16 protein-coding genes, 1 tRNA gene, 1 other RNA gene and 1 pseudogene are annotated in these 20,562 nt (G+C 74.2%); 6 read left to right on the top strand and 13 right to left on the bottom strand.

The window, feature by feature from the left end:
- Together RWK90_RS12755 and glnA are read right to left on the bottom strand one after the other, a co-directional pair.
- Positions 1–2,120, bottom strand: a 2,120-nt coding sequence (locus RWK90_RS12755) for a bifunctional [glutamine synthetase] adenylyltransferase/[glutamine synthetase]-adenylyl-L-tyrosine phosphorylase (RefSeq protein WP_314038003.1), incomplete at its 3' end; no start/stop codon positions are given.
- A gap of 11 nt (positions 2,121–2,131) precedes the next feature.
- Positions 2,132–3,472 carry a type I glutamate--ammonia ligase gene (glnA, locus tag RWK90_RS12750; RefSeq protein WP_070721793.1) on the bottom strand — a complete coding sequence of 447 codons (1,341 nt, stop codon included), beginning with the start codon at positions 3,470–3,472 and terminating at the stop codon, positions 2,132–2,134.
- A 197-nt stretch (positions 3,473–3,669) separates the two neighbouring features.
- On the opposite strand from glnA, the gene panB reads away from it, so the two are divergent.
- Positions 3,670–4,554: a 3-methyl-2-oxobutanoate hydroxymethyltransferase gene (gene panB, locus RWK90_RS12745; RefSeq protein ID WP_314037987.1), complete on the top strand. Its 885-nt coding sequence runs from the start codon at positions 3,670–3,672 to the stop codon at positions 4,552–4,554.
- 2 nt (positions 4,555–4,556) lie between these two features.
- Positions 4,557–5,570, top strand: a complete 1,014-nt coding sequence (gene pip, locus RWK90_RS12740; RefSeq protein ID WP_396230333.1) for a prolyl aminopeptidase — start codon at positions 4,557–4,559, stop codon at positions 5,568–5,570.
- Positions 5,571–5,597: 27 nt separating this feature from the next.
- Here the strand turns inward: pip and RWK90_RS12735 are convergent, their stop codons facing one another.
- Together RWK90_RS12735 and RWK90_RS12730 are read right to left on the bottom strand one after the other, a co-directional pair.
- On the bottom strand, positions 5,598–6,416 hold the full coding sequence (locus tag RWK90_RS12735) for an SDR family NAD(P)-dependent oxidoreductase (RefSeq protein WP_314038001.1): 819 nt from the start codon (positions 6,414–6,416) through the stop codon (positions 5,598–5,600).
- Between the two features lie 62 nt (positions 6,417–6,478).
- Entirely contained in the window at positions 6,479–7,990 is a 1,512-nt protein-coding gene (locus RWK90_RS12730) for an NAD(P)/FAD-dependent oxidoreductase (protein ID WP_314037986.1), read from the bottom strand.
- 116 nt (positions 7,991–8,106) lie between these two features.
- Here RWK90_RS12730 and RWK90_RS12725 point away from each other — a divergent pair, with 116 nt between their 5' ends.
- On the top strand, positions 8,107–9,729 hold the full coding sequence (locus RWK90_RS12725; protein WP_314037985.1) for a CYTH and CHAD domain-containing protein: 1,623 nt from the start codon (positions 8,107–8,109) through the stop codon (positions 9,727–9,729).
- Positions 9,730–9,856: 127 nt separating this feature from the next.
- Here RWK90_RS12725 and RWK90_RS12720 read toward each other — a convergent pair whose 3' ends face one another.
- From RWK90_RS12720 to cobC, 6 genes and pseudogenes are all read right to left on the bottom strand, one after another.
- Complete coding sequence (locus RWK90_RS12720; protein ID WP_314037984.1) at positions 9,857–10,030, bottom strand: SPOR domain-containing protein; 174 nt, start codon at positions 10,028–10,030, stop codon at positions 9,857–9,859.
- Positions 10,031–11,100: 1,070 nt separating this feature from the next.
- Positions 11,101–11,532: RNase P RNA component class A (rnpB, locus tag RWK90_RS12715), an RNA gene on the bottom strand.
- Between the two features lie 99 nt (positions 11,533–11,631).
- Positions 11,632–12,282 (bottom strand): annotated as a pseudogene (locus tag RWK90_RS12710) (histidine phosphatase family protein); the annotation flags it as partial.
- Positions 12,276–13,007, bottom strand: coding sequence for a C4-type zinc ribbon domain-containing protein (locus tag RWK90_RS12705; protein ID WP_314037983.1), 732 nt, complete (start codon positions 13,005–13,007; stop codon positions 12,276–12,278). The gene RWK90_RS12705 and the pseudogene RWK90_RS12710, both read right to left, overlap by 7 nt.
- Positions 13,008–13,018: 11 nt before the next feature.
- The gene (locus RWK90_RS12700) at positions 13,019–14,176 is read right to left on the bottom strand and encodes a Nif3-like dinuclear metal center hexameric protein (protein ID WP_314037982.1); all 1,158 of its coding nucleotides are present in this window, start codon (positions 14,174–14,176) and stop codon (positions 13,019–13,021) included.
- On the bottom strand, positions 14,173–15,282 hold the full coding sequence (gene cobC / locus RWK90_RS12695) for an Rv2231c family pyridoxal phosphate-dependent protein CobC (RefSeq protein WP_314037981.1): 1,110 nt from the start codon (positions 15,280–15,282) through the stop codon (positions 14,173–14,175). Before cobC ends, RWK90_RS12700 begins: the two co-directional genes overlap by 4 nt.
- A 63-nt stretch (positions 15,283–15,345) precedes the next feature.
- Here cobC and RWK90_RS12690 point away from each other — a divergent pair, with 63 nt between their 5' ends.
- The 3 genes from RWK90_RS12690 to RWK90_RS12680 are packed head-to-tail and all read left to right on the top strand — an operon-like array spanning position 15,346 to position 17,521.
- A complete protein-coding gene (locus tag RWK90_RS12690; RefSeq protein ID WP_314037980.1) occupies positions 15,346–16,014 on the top strand; it encodes an HAD hydrolase-like protein in 669 nt (222 codons plus the stop codon).
- The gene (locus tag RWK90_RS12685; protein ID WP_314037979.1) at positions 16,004–16,480 is read left to right on the top strand and encodes a low molecular weight protein-tyrosine-phosphatase; all 477 of its coding nucleotides are present in this window, start codon (positions 16,004–16,006) and stop codon (positions 16,478–16,480) included. Before RWK90_RS12690 ends, RWK90_RS12685 begins: the two co-directional genes overlap by 11 nt.
- Positions 16,481–16,531: 51 nt before the next feature.
- Positions 16,532–17,521: an SURF1 family cytochrome oxidase biogenesis protein gene (locus tag RWK90_RS12680; protein ID WP_314037978.1), complete on the top strand. Its 990-nt coding sequence runs from the start codon at positions 16,532–16,534 to the stop codon at positions 17,519–17,521.
- Between the two features lie 1,064 nt (positions 17,522–18,585).
- Here RWK90_RS12680 and RWK90_RS12675 read toward each other — a convergent pair.
- The 3 genes from RWK90_RS12675 to RWK90_RS12665 all read right to left on the bottom strand — a co-directional run bounded on the left by RWK90_RS12675 (position 18,586) and on the right by RWK90_RS12665 (position 20,424).
- On the bottom strand, positions 18,586–19,734 hold the full coding sequence (locus RWK90_RS12675; protein ID WP_314037977.1) for a cobalamin biosynthesis protein: 1,149 nt from the start codon (positions 19,732–19,734) through the stop codon (positions 18,586–18,588).
- Between the two features lie 4 nt (positions 19,735–19,738).
- Positions 19,739–19,811: transfer RNA gene (locus RWK90_RS12670), tRNA-Val, on the bottom strand.
- Between the two features lie 178 nt (positions 19,812–19,989).
- A complete protein-coding gene (locus RWK90_RS12665; RefSeq protein ID WP_314037976.1) occupies positions 19,990–20,424 on the bottom strand; it encodes a DUF3052 domain-containing protein in 435 nt (144 codons plus the stop codon).
- Positions 20,425–20,562 lie beyond the last annotated feature (138 nt).

Raw genomic sequence — 20,562 nt, 5'->3', positions numbered from 1 at the left:
CCCACGTCCGGCACGGAGATCATGCCCAGCACGTCCGCCGCGCCGATCCGCGCCAGCTCCGCCCGCCGCAACGACCGGGCCGCCGCGATGACCCGCTCGGGCGTGGGATGCCGCGCCGCCGACGCCGTGAGCGCCGACGCGATGTCCGAGACCTGGGACGCCACCAGCACCGGCCCCTCGGCACCGTCGGTGAGATCCGGGATCACCTCCGGGTTGCGCATGAGCAGACCGGCGACGAACGCCGACGTGCCCAGCACCTGCACGAGCCGGCGCGCCACGATGCTGTCGTCCCGCAGCGTGCGCAGGAACCAGGTGACGTCCTCGTTCTCCTCGCACAGCTTGCGGTACGCCAGCAGACCCGCATCCGGGTCCGGGGTGTCGGCCAGCCACTCCATGAACGTCGGCAGCAGCAACGCCTGGATGCGGCCCCGGCGGCTGCTCTGCCCCGCCAGCGCCCTCAGGTGACCCAGGGCGTTGCGGGGTGCGGCGAACCCGAGCGCGGCCAGCTGGCGCTCCATCGCCTGCGGGCTGAGCGACAGCGCCTCGGCGTCGTACGCCGCGATCGAATCGAGCAGCGGTCGGTAGAACAACTTCGAGTGCAGGCGACGCACCCGGCTGCGCAGCTGACGCAGGCTCTGCCTCAGCACCTGGGCGGCGTCACTCGGCCCGTTCGGCCGGATGTGCGCCGCGCGGGCCAGCCAGCGGTAGGCCTCCTCGTCGTCGTCCTCCGGGAGCAGGTGGGTGCGCTTGTACCGCTGCAGCTGGAGGCGGTGTTCCAGTAGGCGGAGGAACTCGTAGGCCGCCACCAGCTCCGCGCCGTCCTCGCGCGCGATGTAGCCGCCGTCCCGCAGTGCGGCCAGCGCGTCGACCGTGCTCGTCACCCGCAGGTCCTCGTCCGTGCGCCCGTGCACCATCTGCAGCAGCTGCACCGCGAACTCCACGTCGCGCAGTCCCCCGCGGCCGAGCTTGAGCTCGCGCTCCCGCAGTGTCTCCGGCACGTTCTCCTCGACCCGGCGGCGCATCGCCTGGACGTCGTGGACGAAGTCGTCACGCTCGGCGGCGGTCCACACCATCGGGTGGACGAGGTCGTGATACTCGGTGGCCAGCGCGACGTCGCCCGTCATGGGGCGGGCCTTGAGCAGCGCCTGGAACTCCCACGTCTTGGCCCAACGCCTGTAGTAGGCCGCGTGTGAGGAGACCGTGCGCACCAGCTCGCCCGACTTGCCCTCGGGCCGCAGGGCCGCGTCGACCTCGAAGAACGCCATCGACCCGATGCGCATCATCTCCCCCGCCACGCGCCCGGTCTTGGCGTCGGCCGGCTCGGCCACGAAGATCACGTCGACGTCGGAGATGTAGTTGAGCTCGCGTGCGCCGCCCTTGCCCATCGCCACCACACCCAGCCTCGCCGGCATCGGCGAGTCCGGGTAAACGGTGGCCACCGCCACGGCGAGCGCGGCGGTCAGCGCCGCGTCCGCGAGGTCGGACAGCCGGCGACCCACCTCCGCGAACGGCAGTCGCGGCTCGTCCCCCTCGACGGCCGCCGCCACGTCGTGGGCGGCGAGCAGTGCGATCTGGTCGCGGTAGGCCGAGCGCAGCACCTTGACCGCGGCACCGCCCGTGATGCCTGCGCGGTAGGTGCCCGGCGCGCACAGGTCCGCCCGCTGGGTCGGCGTCGGCGCGCCCTCCACCGGTTCCTCCGGGACGGCCTCGACCGCGCCGAGCATGGCCGCGACGACCTCCTGCGGCGTCGGAAGCTGCGCGCGCAGCAGGGCCCACCTGGTCGGTTCGGCGACCACGTGGTCGCCCAGCGCGCTGGACGAGCCCAGCAGACCGAACAGCCGCGCCCGCAGGCGGGTGTCCGAGCGGAGGGCCGAGTCCAGCGCGGCGGCGTCGGTACCGGCGGCACGCGCGCTGTCGTCGGCGAGCAACGCCTCGCGCAGCCGCACCAGCGCCCCCAACGCCAGGTCGGGGTCCGGGGCCCGGGACAGCGACCACAGCACCGGGACCGCGTCGTCGTCGGTCCACCCCAGGTAGTCGAGCCAGTCGGCGGCACGGTCGTCGAGCAGGCCGAGGCGCCCGGGGCTCGGCAGCCTCGGGCGGGACGAATCCCTGCTCACGATGCCGCCGCCCGTCACAGGTTGAGGTAGTTGCGCAGTTCGTACGGCGTGACGTCGGTCCGGTACTCGCGCCACTCGCGGCGCTTGTTGCGCAGGAAGAACTCGAAGACGTGCTCGCCGAGAGCCTCGGCCACCAGTTCCGACTCCTCCATCGCGTCCAGCGCCTGCTCGAGGCTGCCCGGCAGATCGGTGTAACCCATCGCGCGCCGCTCGCGACGGCTCATGGTCCACACGTCGTCCTCGGACTCCGGCGGCAGCTCGTACCCCTCCTGCACGCCCTTGATGCCGGCCGCGAACATCACGGCGAACGCCAGGTACGGGTTGCACGCCGAGTCCGGGCTGCGCACCTCGATGCGGCGGGAGGACGCCTTGTTGGGCGTGTACATGGGCACGCGCACCAGCGCCGAGCGGTTGGCGCGTCCCCAGGTGGCCGCCGTGGGGGCCTCGCCGCCCCCGATGAGTCGCTTGTAGGAGTTGACCCACTGGTTGGTCACCGCCGAGAACTCGGGGGCGTGCGTGAGGATGCCGGCGACGAACGACTTCGCGGTACCCGACAGCTGGTACTCGTCATCCGGGTCGTGGAACGCGTTGGAGTCGCCCTCGAACAGGCTCATGTGCGTGTGCATGGCCGACCCGGGGTGATCGCGCAGGGGCTTGGGCATGAACGACGCCCAGACCCCGTTGTTCATCGCCACCTCCTTGACGATGTAGCGGAACGTCATGATGTTGTCCGCCATGCTCAGGGCGTCCGCGTAGCGCAGGTCGATCTCCTGCTGCCCGGGCGCGCCCTCGTGGTGCGAGAACTCCACCGAGATGCCCATCGCCTCCAGCGCCTCGATCGCGTGGCGGCGGAAGTGCGGGGCGGTGTCGTGGACGGCCTGGTCGAAGTACCCGCCGTTGTCCGTGGGCACCGGCTCGGCCCCGTTGGTGTCCAGGTCCTTGAACAGGAAGAACTCGATCTCCGGGTGCACGTAGCAGGAGAAGCCCAGGTCGGCGGCCTTGTTGAGCTGGCGCCGCAGGACGTGGCGCGGGTCCGCCCAGCTCGGGCTGCCGTCCGGGTTGTAGATGTCGCAGAAGATGCGTGCCGAGTGCTGGCCGCCGTCGGCGTGCGCCCACGGCAGGACCTGGAAGGTCGACGGGTCGGGCTTGGCGACGGTGTCCGCCTCGGACACGCGGGAGAAGCCCTCGATCGCGGAGCCGTCGAAGCCGATCCCCTCGCCGAACGCCCCCTCGAGCTCGGCCGGGGCCACCGCCACGGACTTGAGCGTGCCGAGAACGTCCGTGAACCAGAGCCGGACGAACCGGATGTCTCGTTCTTCGAGGGTCCTGAGAACGTACTCCTGCTGGCGGTTCATGCCCTACAACCTAGTGCCTGTCGTGTTACGGGCGTGTGTCATCCCCCGGCCCGACGCGCCCCGACCCCCGGGGAGGGCTCGTGGCAGACTCGACCGCGACATCCCGCGGCGGCCGCCACGGGAGACGTCCCCGCCCCCTGTCCCACCCGGGGACCGGCACCGACCGGCCTCGAGGCATCGAAGGAAGGCCACACCCCATGAGCGACACCCCCGACACCCCGGTCTACGGATCCGGCGGCACCACCGCCCCGCAGACGCCGCAGGGCGCCGACCGGCCGGAGGGCCTGACACGGGTCACGCGCCTGCACCACCTCGCCGAACTCAAGGCCGCCGGCGAGCCGTGGCCCATGCTCACCGCGTACGACTTCGTGTCCGCCCGCCTGTTCCAGGAGGCCGGGATCCCGGTCCTGCTGGTGGGCGACTCGGCGGCCAACGTGGTGTACGGCTACGACACGACGGTGCCGGTGACGGAGGACGAGATGATCCCCCTGGTCCGGGCGGTGACCCGCGGTGCGCCGAAGGCGCTCGTGGTGGCGGACCTGGTGTTCGGCAGCTACGAGGCCTCGCCCACGCAGGCGGTCGCCGCGGCGACCCGCATGATGAAGGAGGGCGGCGCCCAGGCGGTGAAGCTGGAGGGCGGCGTGCGGATGGCGCCGCAGATCCGGGCGATCGTCGACGCGGGCATCCCCGTCATGGCCCACATCGGGTTCACCCCGCAGTCCGTCAACGGGCTCGGCGGGTTCCGCGTGCAGGGCCGGGGCGACGCCGCCGAACAGCTCCGGGCGGACGCCCGCGCCGTGCAGGAGGCCGGCGCGTTCTCCGTGGTGATGGAGATGGTCCCCGCCGACCTGGCGCGTGAGGTCACGGCGGAGCTGGAGATCTCCACCGTCGGGATCGGCGCCGGCAACGGCTGCGACGCCCAGGTGCTGGTGTGGCAGGACATGGCCGGCCACAGCACGGGCCGCACCGCGAAGTTCGTCAAGCGCTACGCCGAGCTGGCGGACACGCTGCGGGAGGCCGCCCGCGAGTACGGCACCGAGGTCCGTTCGCGGGCCTTCCCCGCGGCCGAGCACTCCTTCTGATCGTGGCGACCCACACCGAGGGCGCCGACCGGGCAGGCGTGCGCCGCGCCCCCTACCCGGCGATCGACCCGTACGAGACCGGCATGCTCGACGTGGGCGACGGCCAACGCCTGTACTGGGAGTGCTCGGGCAACCCCGACGGGGCGCCGGTGCTGTTCGTCCACGGCGGTCCCGGCGGCGGGACCTCGCCCGCCCACCGCCGGATGTTCGACCCGGAGGTCTACCGGATCATCCTGCTGGATCAGCGCGGGTGCGGACGCAGCACGCCGCACGTGGCCGACGGCGCGGACCTGTCCGTCAACACCACGTGGCACCTGGTGTCCGACCTCGAGCGGCTGCGCGAGGCGCTGGGCGTCGACCGCTGGCTCGTGTTCGGCGGGTCGTGGGGCTCGACGCTCGCGCTGGCCTACGCGCAGGAGCATCCCGACCGGGTCCGCGGCCTGGTGTTGCGCGGCATCTTCCTGTGCCGGCCGGGCGAGATCGACTGGTTCTACCGTGGCGGCGCCGCGCACCTGTTCCCCGACGTCTGGGAGGGCTACCTCGCGCCGCTCATCGCCGCGGACGGCGCCGAGGCGGTGGCCCGGCCCGGCTACGACCACGTCGCGGCCTATCACCGTCTGCTGCACTGCGGCGACCCGACGGTGGAACTCGAGGCGGCCCGGGCCTGGACAACGTGGGAAACGTCCACCTCGACCCTGCTCCCCCGCCCCGTCGGCGGGGACGGCGACCCGGACCGGTTCGCGCTGGCCTTCGCCCGGATCGAGAACCACTACTTCGTCCACGACGCGTTCCTGACCGGCCGGGCGATCCTCGACCGGATGGACCGCATCGCCCGCCTGCCCGCGGTGATCGTCCACGGGCGCTACGACGTGGTGTGTCCGGTGTCCAACGCGTGGGAGCTGCACGCGGCGTGGCCGGGTTCCGAGCTGCACATCGTGCCGGACGCCGGGCACGCTATGGCCGAGCCGGGCACCACCCACCACCTGCTCGAGGCGACGGACCGCTTCCGGCCCTGACCCGCCGGAGGCCGGGGAGCGGGCCGGTCAGACCACGCCGAACCGGCGCGAGGCCGCGACCGTGGCCTTCTGGTACCCCGCCGGGAACAGCCTCACCAGTGCGTCGAGGACGTGCGCGTCCACGCCGACCAGCACGCGGGCGCGTCGGCGCTCGACTCCGTCCAGGATGACCCGGGCGGCGGTGGAGGCCTCGGTCCGCGCGAACTTCGTGTCGAAGATGGCGGCGAAGTCGGCGCTGTCGAGCCCGTCGGCGGCGCCGGCGCTCCGGGCGACGGCCGTCTTGATACCGCCCGGGTGGACGCACGTGACGTCCACGGGGTGGCCGGCGGCGAGCATCTCCATCCGCAGCGACTCGGTGAACTGCTGCACCGCGGCCTTGGCGGCGTTGTAGGCGTTCTGCGTGGGCACGGACAGGAACGCGAAGATGCTGGAGATGTTGACGAGGTGACCGTCGCCGGAGGCGATGAGGTGCGGGAGGAACTCCTTGGTGCCGTGCACGACGCCCCAGTAGTCGACGTCCATGACGCGGGCGATGTCCTTGTACGCGGACCGTTCGACGGCGCCGGTGAAGGCGATGCCGGCGTTGTTGACGACGAGGTGGACCACGCCGAAGTGCTCGGCGACGCGGGAGGCGTACTCGGCGACCGCGGCCTGTTCCGTGACGTCGAGGCGCTGCGAGTGCACGTCGGTCGCGCCGTCGCCGCGCGCCAGCTCGACGGTGCGGGCGAGGCCGTCGGGGTCGATGTCGCTCAGGGCGAGCCGGGCGCCGCGCCGGGCGGCCTCGCGGGCCAGTTCCCGTCCGATGCCGGATCCGGCGCCGGTGACGACGACGACCTTGCCGTCCATCCGCCAGCGGCGCCGGTCCGCCCGGGCGCGGAGGGTGCGGAACGGTCCGGCGATGCGGGCGCTCATCGCAGGGCCTCCTGCCCGGCGGGCGTCGCGGCGGCGAGCTCGGCGGCGGTCTGCCGACGGTAGGCGCTCAGGTCGAACTCGCGGGTCTGGTGGCGGAAGGCGAAGGTGAAGTCCGGCCACACGGCGGGGGCGTTGCCCTTGTCGTCGAGGTACCAGCTGCGGCACCCGGTCACCCACACGGTCTCGCCGGTGTCCTCGCGCAGTTCGCGGTTGTACGCGTCCTGCACGGCCTCGCGGACCTCGACGGTCTGCAGGCCGCGGTCACGCATGGTGCGCATCGCGTCGACGAGGTAGTTCAGCTGGGACTCGATCATGTAGATCATGGACGAGTGGCCCAGGCCCGTGGCGGGGCCGACCAGGACGAACAGGTTCGGGTAGCCGGCGACCGTGGTGCCCTTGTACGCCTCCATGCCCCCGTCGCGCCACACCTCGGCGAGCGTGCGGCCCGCGGTGCCGCGGACACGCTCGAAGAACGGCGAGTCGGTGACGTGGAATCCGGTGGCCACGACCAGGACGTCGGTGGGGTGCTCGGCCCCGTCGGCGGTGACGATCCCGGTCCCGGTGATCCGCGAGATGGGCTCGGTGACGAGGTCGACGTTCTTGCGGCCGAGCGCGGGGTACCAGGTGTTGGACAGCAGGATGCGCTTGCAGCCGATCTCGAAGTGCGGGGTCACCTTCTCGCGCAGGGCGCGGTCGCGGACCTGCAGGGCGAGGTGGGCTCGGCCGAGGGCCCTGATCGGCGCCAGCGCGGCGCGGGTGCGGGTCAGGCCCACCACCTGGAACTCGCGGCTGGCGTACTGCAGGGCCCGGACGGCCCTCTGCAGGCCGGGCACCCGGCGGTACAGCGCCCGCTCGAGGCGCGGGTAGGGCCGGTCCATCCGCGGCAGGACCCAGGGCGCGGTGCGCTGGTAGACGTCGAGGTGGCCCACGGTGGGCGCGATGGACGGCACCACCTGGATGGCCGACGCCCCCGTCCCGATCACCGCGACGCGGCGATCGGCGAGCGGGACCGAGTGGTCCCAGCGGGCGGTGTGGAAGACCTCGCCCGCGAAGTCCTCGATGCCCTCGATCTCCGGAAGCTTCGGCTCGCACAGGGCCCCGACGCCCAGGACCACCACGCGGGCGTCGTATTCGCCCTCGCTCGTGGCCACCGCCCAGCGGCCGCGGGCGGCGTCGTACTCCACGGCGGTGACGTCCACCCCGAAGCGGATCTTCTCGCGGACCCCGGTCTCGGCGGTGACCCGGCGGATGTAGTCGTAGATCTCCCCCTGCGGGGAGAACGCCCGCGACCAGTCCGGGTTGAGGGCGAACGAATAGGAGTACAGGTGCGACGGGACGTCGCACGCCGCCCCCGGGTAGCTGTTGTCGCGCCACGTCCCGCCGACGTCGTGGCCACGTTCGAGGACGACGAGGTCGTCGACACCTTCCTGCGAGAGCCGGATCGCAGCGCCGAGGCCGGAGAACCCGGCCCCCACGACGAGGACGTCGACCACGTTCGGCTGACCCATTGTTACCCCCAACGTCGAGCGTGTGACCGGAACCACCCCGATCTTACCCGCTGGTAAGTCCCGGCGGGGATGCGACGCGGTGGGCGGTGTTCACCCGCAACTGGTACAACCGGTCCATGACGATCAACGAGGCCGTCGAGGTCGAGAGCAAGTTCGAGGTCGCCGACGACATCCGGACGCCCTCCGCGGACTCCTTCGCGCCGCTGGTCGCCGACGCCCCGGTGGAGCACGAGCTCTCCGCCGTCTACTACGACACCGACGACCTCTCGCTCACCCGGCACAAGGTCACGCTGCGCCGCCGCACCGGCGGGGACGACGAGGGGTGGCATCTCAAGCTGCCCGCCCACGCCGGCCGGATCGAACTGCAGGCCCCGCTCGGTGACGAGGTGCCCGAGGAGCTCCTCTCCGCGGTCGCCGGGTTGGTCCGCCGCCGCCCGCTCGCGCCCGTCGCCCAGATCGACAACCTCCGTCAGGTCCACACGCTGCGGGATGCCGACGGGACCGCGGTGATCGAGTTCTGCGACGACCACGTCTCCACGCAGTCCCTCGTCGGCGGCGGGTCCGCGGCCACGTGGCGGGAGTGGGAGGCCGAGATCGTCGACCCGTCGCGGCCCGACGCCCGCGCCCATCTCGCGGCCGTCGCCGCCGCGTGCACGGACGCCGGGGCCACCACCTCGTCGTCGTCGTCCAAACTCGCCCGCGCCATCGGGCCCCTCCCCGACGCCGGTGCCGAGGGCGTCTCCCCCGTCCGCGACGCACTGGCCCGCGACCTCGACAAGCTGCTCGATCACGACCCGGCCGCCCGGCGCACCACCATGACGGGTGTGCACCAGATGCGCGTGGCGGTCCGGGGGCTCCGGAGCACCATCAGCACCTACGCCGCCGAGCTCGAGGCCCGGACCTCCGACTCCGACCTCGATCTTCCCGCGCTCCTCTCCGAACTCAAGGTCCTCGCCGCGGTGCTGGGCAAGCTCCGGGACATCCAGGTGGTGGACGAGCGCCTCGCGACGCTGGCCGCCGGCTACCCCGAGGACGTGGTGAGTCCGCCGACCCGGCGACGCCTGCGGACGGAACTGGACGCGGAGGCCCGGCGTGCGGGCGACCGTGTCACGGCGGCCCTGCTCTCCGACAGGTACCTCGATCTGGTCGACCGGCTCCACGACCTGGTCCACGTCGCCGGCACCGGGCCGTCCGCCGACTCCGACGAGTCGACAACCGGCGGGAAGGCCCAGCGCCGCGAGGCCGAGGAACTGCTCCTACGCGGCGTGGACCGCCAGTTCGAACGATTCACCAAGGTCCGCACGCGCACCGAGCGCGACCTCGCGGAACTGGACCTCACGTTGGCCGAGCGGGAGGAGCTCACGCACGTTGTGCGCAAGCGCGCCAAGGCCCTGCGGCGCAACGTCAGCGCCCTGTCCGAGACGGACGAGCTCAGGGTGGCGCCCCTGCGCGACGCCTGCCAGCGGCTCCACACCGTCCTCGGGGACGTGCAGGACAGCGTCACCGCCCGGCAGTGGCTCCGCCGCATCGCCCGCCGTGCGGAGACCGCCGGTGAGTCGACGTTCGGGTTCGGCGTGCTGTTCGAGCACGAGCGCGGCTTCTCCGAGCGCGCCCTCGACGGGTTCGAGGGCGACGCCGCGGCGGTCACGGCCGCCTACCGCGAGCTCTCGGAGTCGCGGCGCTCGGCGCGGAAGCGTCGCAAGAAGAAGGGCAAGAAAGCCAAGAAGGGCAAGAAGTAGCGCCGGCGCGGACGCCCACGTCGCGAGTCCGGCGCTCACCTCGCGAGGCCGAGATGCCGGCGCTCACCTCGCGAGTCCGAGGGGCGAACGAGTCGCGGGTGACGCGCAGCGGCCCCGCCGGGGTGGATCAGTCCTTCTCGTCCTCGGCGTCCCATGCCTCGTTGCGGGCCTTGGCCTTGGCGAGCGCCGCCTCCGCCTCGCCGCGCGTGGCGTACGGGCCCATCCGGTTGTCCCAGTTGGTCACCTTGCCCTGGAGCGCCTGACCTGTGGCGATGTCGTAGTACCACTGCTCTTCCGACATGGCGGACCTCCTCGGATCGACGGGCGGGGCGTGCACCCACGACCCTACTAGCGCCGGCTCGTCGACGTGCGGCGTGGCGGTGGGCCCGCGCGGGCCGGGTGCCAGCGCATCCCTGGCCGGATACGCTGGCTCGTCGANGTGCACCCACGACCCTACTAGCGCCGGCTCGTCGACGTGCGGCGTGGCGGTGGGCCCGCGCGGGCCGGGTGCCAGCGCATCCCTGGCCGGATACGCTGGCTCGTCGACCTTCGATGGGAGAATGGTCCATTCCCGCAGCGCAACCGGCAAATGTTCGAGCACCATGCCATCACAAGCCGAGGAGGCAGCGCACCTGCGGCCAGCCGCGCTGGCAATGTGCCCGCCCCGGCAGCCAGCGACCCATCAGCCAGCACACCTGCGACCAGCCGCGCTGGCAATCTGCCCGCCCCGGCAGCCAGCGAACCATCAGCCAGCACATCCCCGGCCAGATACGCTGCCTCGTCGCCCTGCGATGGGAGAATGGTCCATTCCCGCAGCGCAACCGGCCAATGTTCGCGCACCATGCCATCACAAGCCGGAGAGGCAGCGCACCTGCGGCCAGCCGCGCTGGCAATGTGCCCGCCCCGGCAGCCCGCGACCCATCAGCCAGCACACCTGCGTCCAGCCGCGCTGGCAATCAGCCCGCCCCGGCAGCCAGCGACCCAGCAGCCAGCACACCTCCGGCCAGGCGCGCTGGCAATCTGCCCGTCCGGGCCGCCGGTTCGCCGCCGGGCCCGCCGCGGCACGCCAGCCGGGCCGGGGGCCAGCACATCCCCGGCCAGATACGCTGCCTCGTCGCCCTGCGATGGGAGAATGGTCCATTCCCGCAGCGCAACCGGCCAATGTTCGAGCACCATGCCATCACAAGCCGGAGAGGCAGCGCACCTGCGGCCAGCCGTGCTGGCAATCTGCTCGCCCGGGTCGCCGGATCCGCCGCCGCACGGCCGAAGCGGGCGGGCCGGGGCGGGAGGGACGGGGCGCGGCTTGCCGGGGCCGGGGCGGGACGGGACGGGCCGGAGCGGAGCGCTCTGGCCACCACGGTCGAGGTCGGGCGAACGAGTCGGCCTGTAAGCCGGATCCTGTGCCCACCGCGTGCGGCGGGCGACGGCCATCCATCTGGGCACACCGTCACCGGGTACCTCGAGCGGTCCACCCGCGGACTCGGGCGAGCAGCCCTTCCCGTGCATCGCTGCACGTCCATCCGCGCAGCCGCACCGCGAGCGGTGCGACCTTCGACCTTGCTCCGGGCGGGGTTTACCGAGCCACCCCGGTCACCCGGGGTGCTGGTGCGCTCTTACCGCACCGTTTCACCCTTACCGCGGCCCAGTGGGCGCGGCGGTCTGTTTTCTGTGGCACTGTCCCGCGGGTCGCCCCGGGTTGCCGTTAGCAACCGCCCTGCTCTGTGGAGTCCGGACTTTCCTCGGGCCGGGGCCTGAGCGCCCGTGGGCGCCGGTTCCCCTGTCCGCGGCCGTCCGGCCGACTCGTTCGCCGCCCCAGTCTAGTCCCCGGCAGTCGCCGACCGCGCCCCGGCGCCGGCGGCCGGGCCGCGTCAGCCGCGCCCCGGCGCCGGCGGCCGGGCCGCGTCAGCCGAGGTGTGAGGTGTCGTTGACCAGGTGCACCGACGTGGGCCCGTCGGAGTAGAAGCGCACGTCGGACACGGACGCCAGGTCCAGGTGCAGGCGGAACAGCAGCTCGTCGCCGGCACCGAGCCCGGCGCGGACGGCCAGCTTGATGGGGGTGACGTGGCTGACCACCGCGACCACTTCGCCGGGTCGCTCGGAGACGATGCGGCGCAGGCCCCGCTCGACGCGCGAGCGGACCACCGCGAAACTCTCGCCACCCGGCGGGGCGACGGCGGTGTCCCCGAGCCAGCGCGAGTGCACGTCGGGGTCCTGCTCGGCGGCCTCGCGGAAGGTCAGGCCCTCCCACCGTCCGAAGTCGGTCTCGATGAAGTCCTCGTCCACGATCAGCGGCACGCCGGCGGCGTCGGCGGCCCGCTCGGCGGTGCCCAGGCAGCGACGCAGCGGCGAGGACACCACGGCACTCAGGCCCGGCAGCGCGGCGAGGCGGCGCGCGGTGCGTTCGGCCTGGTCCACGCCGAGGTCGGTGAGCTCGGGGTCGCCCTGGCCGGAATAGCGCCGATCGACCGACAGGGCGGTCTGGCCGTGGCGCGCCAGGACGATGCGGGTGGGACTGCCGGTGGCGCCGGTCCAGCCGGGCCCGCCGCTCACGGGGTGCCGGTGCGGACGACGATCACGCCGCACTCGGGGCAGGTGAGCACGTCGTCGGCGGGCGCGGAGCGGAACGCGGACACGGTGCTGCGGTCGAGATCCATCGCGCACGCCGAACAGCGACCGCCGCCCAGGATCGCCGCCCCGACCCCGGCACTCTCCGCGCTACGGGAGTAGAGGGCGAGGAGGTCCTCGGGGATCCCCTCGGCCTCGCGCGCCCGGTCGGCCATCGTGGCGGTGACCGAGTCCTCGAGCTCGGCGAGGGCGGTGTCGCGGAGGGTCTCGGCCATGCCGATCCGCGCGTCGAGGTCGGTGACGATCGCCCCGGAGTGCCGGACGTCGGCCTCCATCGCCTCGTGGCGTTCGCTCAGCTCGCCGAGCTCGGCCTCGAGCGCGTCCTGACGGCGCGCCAGCGAGCGCAGTTCGTAGTCGAGTTCGGTGGCCTGGTGCTCCGACAGGCTGCCGGAGGCCAGCAGGTCGGAGTCGTGCGCGCGGCGTCGGCGGACGGCGTCGAGGTCCGACCGCAGTTTGGCCAGGGCGCGGTCCAGGTCCTCGAGGTGGATGCGCGCGCGGGCGACGGATTCCGTGGCGGCGCGGCGCTCGGCCCGGAGCCCGTCCAGCGTCTCCTGCTCGGGCAGGTGCTCGCGTCGGTGCGCGAGACCGGCCAGGCGCAGGTCGAGGTCGGCGATGTCGACGAGTCGACGCTGGTCGTGGGGATGGGCCTTCATGGGTGCCAAGACTACCGCTGCCCCGGCGCTCCCCCCGCGGCCACCGTCCACGGGTCGGTGCGCAGGTCGCACACGCTCGCGGTGACCCCGGCGCCCTCCTCGAGCAGAGCGGCGGCCTGCGCGCACCACGGGTACTCCAGCGCCCAGTGGGCGGCGTCGACGAGCATGGGCCCGCCCTCGCGCAGGTGCTCGTCCACGACGTGGTGGCGCAGGTCGCCGGTGAGGTAGACGTCGGCGCCGGCGGCCCGGGCGGCGCCGAGCAGCGAGTCGCCGGAGCCGCCGCACAGGGCGACGCGCCGGACCTCGGCGTCGGGATCGCCGGCCGCCCGCACCCCCCACTCGGTGGTGGGCAGTCGGTCGGCGACGAGCCGGGTGAACGCGGCGAGGGTGGTGGGCTCGTCGAGATCGCAGATCCGGCCGAGCCCGGTGTCCTCCGGCCCGGGTCCGGGACCGGCGTGGTTGACCAGGACGTCCATCGCGGGCACCTCGTACGGGTGGCCGGCCACCACCGCGCGCCGGATCGCGGAGCGCAGCTCGGGCGGGGCCACGAACTCGACCCGGGTCTCGGGGACCTGCTCGGGTTCGCCGATGCTGCCGATCGTGGGGTCGGTGCCGTCGCCGGGCCGGAACCGCCCGGTGCCGCGGACCGAGAACGAGCACTCGGTGTAGCCGCTCATGCGCCCGGCCCCGGCGGCGAACACGGCGTGCAGGAGGTCGTCGAGGTCGTCGTCGGGCACGGTCACCACCCACCGGTCGACGGTCCCGTCGCCGGTCGGCGCGAGCGGCGCGCCGGCGGTGAGGCCGAGGGCGTCGGCGAGGGCGTCGTTGACGCCGGGGCGGGCGGAGTCCGCGTTGGTGTGGGCGGCGTAGAGGGCGCAACCGCCGGCGATGAGGCGGTGCAGCAGGCGCCCCTTGGGGGTGTCGGCGGCGACGGAGTGCACGCCCCGCAGCAGCGGGGGGTGGTGGACGAGCAGCAGGTCGGCGCCCTCGGCCAGGGCGTGGTCGACCACGGCGTCGGTGGCGTCCACGGCCACCACGACGCGGGAGACCTGCGCGGCGGGGTCGCCCGCGACGAGGCCCACGCGGTCCCACGACTCGGCCAGGCGCGGCGGGTAGGCGTGTTCCAACAGGTCGATCACGTCGGCCAAGGTGGGCCCGCCGGTGGTCATGCTCGCTCCCCTTCCAGTCGGTTCGTCGCCGCGCCGGCCTGCGCGTGCCAGGCGCCGACGAGTTCGTCCACCATCGTGCCCGGACGCACGGCCAGCCGCAGGTAGGTGGCGTCGAGGCCGGGGAACGTGTCGCAGCGCCGGGTGACCACCCCCCGCCGCACGAGCCCGCGTCGGAACTCCTCGGGATCGAGGCCTCGCGGCGTGCGGACCAGCGCGAACGGCGCGGAGGGGGGCGCGACCACCTCGATCCCGGCGGTGTCGAGGGCCCCGACCATCGCCGTGCGCTCCGCCGCGACGTCGGCGCGGATCCGGGCGAGCTCGGCGTCGGCGGCGGGGCCGACGCACGCCCGGATGGCCTCCAGCTGGAGCGTGCCCAGCGGCCAGTGCGGTCGGTGGGCGGCGAGGTCGGCCAGCACGGCGGGATCGCCCACCGCGTACCCCACGCGCAGGCCGGCCAGCGCCCACGTCTTGGTGAGCGAGCGCAGGACCACCAGGCCGGGCAGGTCGGCGCCGGCGAGGGTGTGCCCGGCCTCGTCGTCCACGACGTCGCAGAACGCCTCGTCGACCACCGTGACGCGCCCGGGTCGGCAGAGCGCCGCGACGGCGGCGCGGGGGTGCAGCACGGAGGTGGGGTTGGTGGGGTTGCCGACGACGACGAGGTCCGCCCGATCCGGGACCAGGGCCGGGTCAAGACGGAACGGAACCGGCAGCAGGACGCGGTCGACGGGGACGCCGGCCCGTCGCAGCTCGAGCTCGGGTTCGGTGAAGGACGGGTGCACGACGGCGGCGCGACGGGACTTCCGGGCCGCGTGGTCGGCGAGGAGGTGGAACCCCTCCGACGCCCCGCCCAGGAGCAGGACGCGGTCGCGCGGCACCCCGTGGCGGGCGGCCACGGCCGAGAGCGCGGCCTCGTCGTCGTCGCCCCCCGGATATCCCCCCAGGTCGGCGAGGCGCCCCGCCAACCTGTCGCGGAGCCACGCCGGCGGTCCCGACCCGCGCACGTTGACGGCGAAGTCCAGGGCGCCGGGGACCAGCTCGGCGTCCCCGTGGTGACGCAGCGCCGCCCACGACGGGTCCTCGGCGAGTGCGACGCTCGGTTCGGTCATGACCGAAGCGTAGGACGCGGCGCCCCCGGCGCCGGCCCGGGGCGCCTCTGGGAGGATGGCGGCATGACCGACCGCCCGACCCTCCTCGTGGACCTCGACGGCACGATCACCGACTCCCTCGACGGCATCGCCAGATCCCTCCACCACGCGCTGGACGCGGTCGGGGCGCGGTGGGACACCACCCGCGACATCCGCTCGATCGCCGGGCCGCCCATGCGGGACACCCTCGCCTCGCTCGGCCTCGCCGGTGCCGACCTCGACCGCGCCATCGACGCCTATCGCGAGCGCTACGACGAGGTGGGCTGGCTGGAGAACGCCGTCTTCACCGGCATGGACGCCCTGCTGAACCGGCTGGCCGTGGACGGGTTCCGCATGGCGGTGGCCACCAGCAAGGACGAGAAGGCGGCCCGCCGGATCCTCGGCCACTTCGACCTGGCCGCGCCGTTCGAGTTCATCGGCGGCGCCGACGCCGCGGTGGGGCGGCTCGCCAAGGCCGACGTCATCGCGCACTCGCTCGCCGCCCTGGGGATCGACCCCGTCGCCGCGGCCGCCGGTGGCACGGACGGGGTGCTCATGATCGGCGACCGGGAGCACGACATCGACGGCGCCGCCCGCTACGGCATCCCCACCGCGGTCGTGCGCTGGGGCTACGGCCGGCCCGAGGAATGGGACCGGGCCCGCTGGTCCGTGGTGGACACGGCGGAGCTGGAGGAGGTCGTCCGTGGCCGCTGACCGGACCGTCCGCGTGGTGTTCGTCTGCACGGGCAACATCTGCCGCTCCCCCATGGCCGAGGTCATGGCCAGGCACGCCGTCGACGAGGCCGGGCTCGGCGACAGGGTGGCCGTCTCCAGCGTCGGCACCGGCGACTGGCACGTCGGCGACGCCATGGACCCCCGCGCGGCGGCCGAGCTCGCCGCCCACGGCTACGACACCGCCCACGTCGCCTCCCACCTGTCGCGCGAGGACCACGACGCGGACCTGCTCGTCGCCCTCGACAGCGGCCACCGCGACCACCTCCTGGGCGCCGGCGTCGACCCCGACCGGGTCCGACTCCTGCGGGCCTACGAGCCCGGCGCGGACGGCGCCGACGTCGCCGACCCCTACTACGGCGACGAGAGCGGGTTCACCCGCACCCGGATGCAGATCTCCCGCGCCCTGCCCGGTCTGGTCGCCGAGGTCCGCGACCTCCTGGGGTAGCCGGTCCCACCGCGGCGGGACCCCACGCCGCACGCCCGATACCCTGGGGTCATGCGGATCCTGCGGCGTTTCCTGACCCCCGGGTGGGTGCTCGGCATCCTCGCCGCGATCCTGTTCGCCTGGGCCTGCTTCGCGCTGCTCGCCCCGTGGCAGCTCGGCAAGAGCGACGACCTCGAGGCCCGCAACGCCCGGCTGGTCGAGTCCGTCGAGGCCGACCCCGCCCCGCTCGGGGAGGTGGTGCGCGGCCCGCAGGACTACGCCGAACGTGAGTGGCGGCTCGTCACCCTCGACGGTCGATGGGAGCCGGACTCCGAGGCCCTCCTGCGGCTGCGCTCGGTCGACGGCGAGCTCGTCTACCACGTCCTCACCGTGTTCGACCCCGTCGACGGGCCGGATCTCCTCGTCAATCGCGGCTACGTCCGGGTCGGCGAGAACAACGCCGTGCCCGACTACGCCGCCGCGCCCGCCGGCGAGGTCGGGATCACCGCCCGCGTGCGCGTCACCGAGCCCGGCCAGGCCGAACCCGTCGAACTCGGGGGCCTGCCCACGGTCCGCGTGGTGGACCCGGCCGTCATCGGCGACACCCTCGGGGCAGACCTCGACCCCGCCGGCTACCTACAGCTGAGCCCCGATCAGCCCGGGTCGCTGACCCCCGCGCCGGTTCCCGGGATCGAGAACGGGCCCTACCTGTCCTACGGGTTGCAGTGGCTCGCGTTCGGCATCCTCGCCCCCGCCGCCCTCGTCTACTTCGCGTGGGCCGAGATCCGCGCCCGCCGTCGCGAGGACGAGAGCGCACTCGCCGACGCCGCCGCCGACGCCGGGAGCACCCCGGGGGACGGTCCCGACGCCGACCCGGGCCCCCGCGAGGGCGACGGCCCGGCCGAGCCCCGGACCGACCGCAGCACGGTCCCGGACGACGGCTCGGCCCCGCGGGACGACGAGGTCTCCGCACGGGAGCGGGCCATGCGGGCACGCTACGGCGAGCGCGACGCCGCCGAACAGCGGCGGGCGTTCCGACGCTCCGACCGCCTCCGCAGCTGACGACCCCTCGACAACCGGCCGCCACCGCCGCAGAATCCGGGGATGACGATCCCGCGGCGCGCGGTCGGCGCGGCCACCGCCCTGTGCATGGTGCTCGGTGGGACCGCCGCGTGCAGCCCCGCCGACCGCGCCGTCCTCGTCGCGTCCGCCTGCCCGGACTCCACGGCCCTGCCCACCGCCCCCCGTCACGAACCCGGGCAGGCCCACCTCATCGGGCACGTCCTGCGCAGCGAACTGCCGACCGGGCCGGTGCCGGGGTGGGACGACGTGGTCTCCGTCGCCGACGCCGGCACCACCCTGGCCGCCGTCCACGCCGGCGGCACCGTCTCCGTGGTGGGGGTCGACCACGACGGCCTGCTCGCCGGGACGGGTGGCGCCGCGGGCCGGATCCTGGTGCCCCGCCGCGTGCCCGGTGTCTCCGGGGCGGTCTCGGTGGCCGCGGTGGGCTCGGCGTTCCTCGTCACGCACTCCGACGGCACCGTCACCGGCTGGGGCGACTCGTTCCCCGCCTCCGGGGGCCTCCGGGGCGACACCCCCACCCGCACCACCCCGGCGGCGGTGCCGGGCGCCGAGGACGTCGTCTCCGTCGCCGACGGCTCCCTCACCGCGCTCGCCCTCCGCTCCGACGGCGGAGTCCTCGGGTGGGGGGTCAACCTCACCGGGATCCTAGGGGAACCGGACGGCACCACCGTCCGTCGGATCCGTGACGTCCCCGGGGCGGTCAGCGTCGCCGACGCGTCCGGAGCGGCGGTGATCGCCACCGCGACGGGCGAGGTCTGCGCGTGGGGCAGCAACGTCCACGGCATCCTCGGCGTCGAGCCGCGCGGTGGTCAGACCACCCGCGCCCTGCGCGTGGACGGCTTCGGCGACGCCGGGGTCGTCCACGTCGCCGGCGGACAGCACTTCGCACTGGCCCTCGACGCCGCCGGGACGGTCTGGACCTGGGGACGCACCGTCACAGGCGTCCTCGGCGACGGCACCACCGCGGACACCGTCATCACCAGCCCCCGGCCGGTACCGGGACTGCCCCCGCTGCGGTGGATCGGCACGGGCGAGTCCTCCCCCTACGGGATCGACGCCTCCGGCGCGCTGTGGTCCTGGGGTCGCGGACCCCTGCGCGCCCCGGGGCCCGCCTCCGACACCCGCCCCCGACGCGTCCCGCTGCCGGGGCCCGCCCAGACGGTCTCCGGCGCCCTCGTCCTCCTGGCCCCGGGCGGCTGACCGCTCCTCGAGGGGACCGGCCCCGTCAGCGCCGCGCACACGGCGACGACCGCGGCACCGACCTGGACCGCCCGCATCAGCGTCGCGGCCCTCCGGATGTCGGCCGGGCGCGGCGGGTGGCCGTCCCCGAGGCGGGGCCGCTCCTCCGTGCCGTAGGGGTACGGGGTGGGTCCGCCGAGCCGGACGCCGAGCGCCCCCGCACACGACGCCTCCGCCACCCCGGCGTTGGGGCTCGGATGAGCCGGTGCGTCCCGACGCCACGCCCGGACGGCGGCACCGGGCCGCCCGCCCACCACCGGGGCCGCGGCCGCGGTGAGCAGTCCCGCGAGACGCGCGGCCGGCCACCCCAGCACGTCGTCGAGACGGGCCGAGGCCCACCCGAAGTCGCGGTACCGGGGCGAACGGTGGCCGACCATCGCGTCGAGCGTGTTGGCCGCGCGATGGGCCGCCGCTCCCGCGGGCCCGGCGACGCCGGCCCAGAACAGGGTGGCCACCGCGGCGTCGGAGGTGTTCTCCGCGACCGACTCGACCACGGCGCGCGCGAGCTGCGCGGCGTCGAGCGCGTCCGGCTCCCTCCCGCACAGCCACGGGAGCAACCGTCGCGATCCCGCGATGTCGGACCGTTCCAGAAGGTCGGCCTGGCGTCGCGCGATCCGCAGCAGTGAGGTCCCGCCCAGGCAGACCCACACGGTGGCGGCCGTGCTCACCACGCGCAGCGCGGGACGGGTGGCGGACGCCGCGTCGAGCGCGTGCACGCCGCCGGCGACCCCGCCGACGAGCACGGTGGTGAACGCGACCCCGCGGGCGCGTACGGCGGCGCCGCGCGCGGTGGACTCGAGGCCCTCCCCGACGGGCGGGTGCAGCACGCCCTCGACCCTCGAGGCCACGGCGCCGAATCCCGCCACCGGGTGCCACCTCGACGGGTCGGCCACCAGCGCGTCCAGCAGGACGCCCAGGGCGATGCCGCAGGCGCGGGCGCGAGATGTGTGCATGGGGTGCGCGCGGAGGGACTCGAACCCCCGACCGCTGGTGTGTAAGACCAGAGCTCTAACCGCTGAGCTACGCGCGCGTACGCCGGCGCCCCGCGGGCACCGGCGCGGCTCAGATTATCCCACCGGCAGCGGCGCCCCTCGCCGGGGCGGGCCGGTGCCCGGCGGACCGCGCTACTCGCGCGGCGGACCGCGCTACTCGCGCGGCGGACCGCGCTACTCGCGCGGCGGACCGCGCTACTCGCGCGGCGGTCTGCGCTACTTGCGCGGCATGCTGTTCTTGCGCAGGGCCAGCCGGCTACCGACCCAGTCGCCGAGGGCCGCGGTCCGGGTCTGGAGCATGCCCGCGGTCTGGGCGGACTCCGCGATCACCGCGGGCACGACATGCCCGTCGAGCCCCGTCTTGGGGGTGAGGACCCACACCGACCCCTCGTCCGTGAGCGGCGTGACGACGTCCATCAGCCGGTCCACGAGGTCCCCGTCGCCGTCCCTCCACCAGAGCAGCACCGCGTCGACCACCTCATCGGTGTCCTCCTCCAGCAGCTCCGATCCGACGGCGTCCTCGACGGCCTCGCTGATCGCCTCGTCACAGTCGGAGTCCCATCCGACCTCCTGAACGACCATGCCCTCCGTCAGTTCGAGCTGACCAGCTACCTGGTCCGCCCCGTCCTGCTGGTTCGCCGCGGCGACCACCGTGGTGTTCCTCCCTCTGCTCCGGATAGTCCATCTAGGACTTTCGCTGACCAGGAACACTACCCGCGGACCGGCACCGGGGAAACGAGTACCACCCAATTAGCGGCACGAGGGCTGCCGCGGCGGTGTCGCGGGTCA

Origin of the sequence: Dietzia sp. CH92, assembly GCF_032248695.1 — a bacterium.
In the GTDB taxonomy this organism is placed as follows: Bacteria; Actinomycetota; Actinomycetes; order Mycobacteriales; family Mycobacteriaceae; genus Dietzia.
Note: the sequence above shows the minus strand (reverse complement) of the source record. Positions and strands in the feature narration are given on the sequence as shown.

What these genes read in the sequence shown, in the direction of transcription:
- RWK90_RS12730 (WP_314037986.1), bottom strand. Translation starts at nt 7,990, where the DNA reads ATGGGTCAGCCGAACGTGGTCGACGTCCTCGTCGTGGGGGCCGGGTTC.
- RWK90_RS12705 (WP_314037983.1), bottom strand. Translation starts at nt 13,007, where the DNA reads ATGAAGGCCCATCCCCACGACCAGCGTCGACTCGTCGACATCGCCGAC.
- glnA (WP_070721793.1), bottom strand. Translation starts at nt 3,472, where the DNA reads ATGAACCGCCAGCAGGAGTACGTTCTCAGGACCCTCGAAGAACGAGAC.
- RWK90_RS12700 (WP_314037982.1), bottom strand. Translation starts at nt 14,176, where the DNA reads ATGACCACCGGCGGGCCCACCTTGGCCGACGTGATCGACCTGTTGGAA.
- panB (WP_314037987.1), top strand. Translation starts at nt 3,670, where the DNA reads ATGAGCGACACCCCCGACACCCCGGTCTACGGATCCGGCGGCACCACC.
- RWK90_RS12690 (WP_314037980.1), top strand. Translation starts at nt 15,346, where the DNA reads ATGACCGACCGCCCGACCCTCCTCGTGGACCTCGACGGCACGATCACC.
- RWK90_RS12675 (WP_314037977.1), bottom strand. Translation starts at nt 19,734, where the DNA reads ATGCACACATCTCGCGCCCGCGCCTGCGGCATCGCCCTGGGCGTCCTG.
- RWK90_RS12735 (WP_314038001.1), bottom strand. Translation starts at nt 6,416, where the DNA reads ATGGACGGCAAGGTCGTCGTCGTCACCGGCGCCGGATCCGGCATCGGA.
- RWK90_RS12680 (WP_314037978.1), top strand. Translation starts at nt 16,532, where the DNA reads ATGCGGATCCTGCGGCGTTTCCTGACCCCCGGGTGGGTGCTCGGCATC.
- RWK90_RS12725 (WP_314037985.1), top strand. Translation starts at nt 8,107, where the DNA reads ATGACGATCAACGAGGCCGTCGAGGTCGAGAGCAAGTTCGAGGTCGCC.
- RWK90_RS12720 (WP_314037984.1), bottom strand. Translation starts at nt 10,030, where the DNA reads ATGTCGGAAGAGCAGTGGTACTACGACATCGCCACAGGTCAGGCGCTC.
- cobC (WP_314037981.1), bottom strand. Translation starts at nt 15,282, where the DNA reads ATGACCGAACCGAGCGTCGCACTCGCCGAGGACCCGTCGTGGGCGGCG.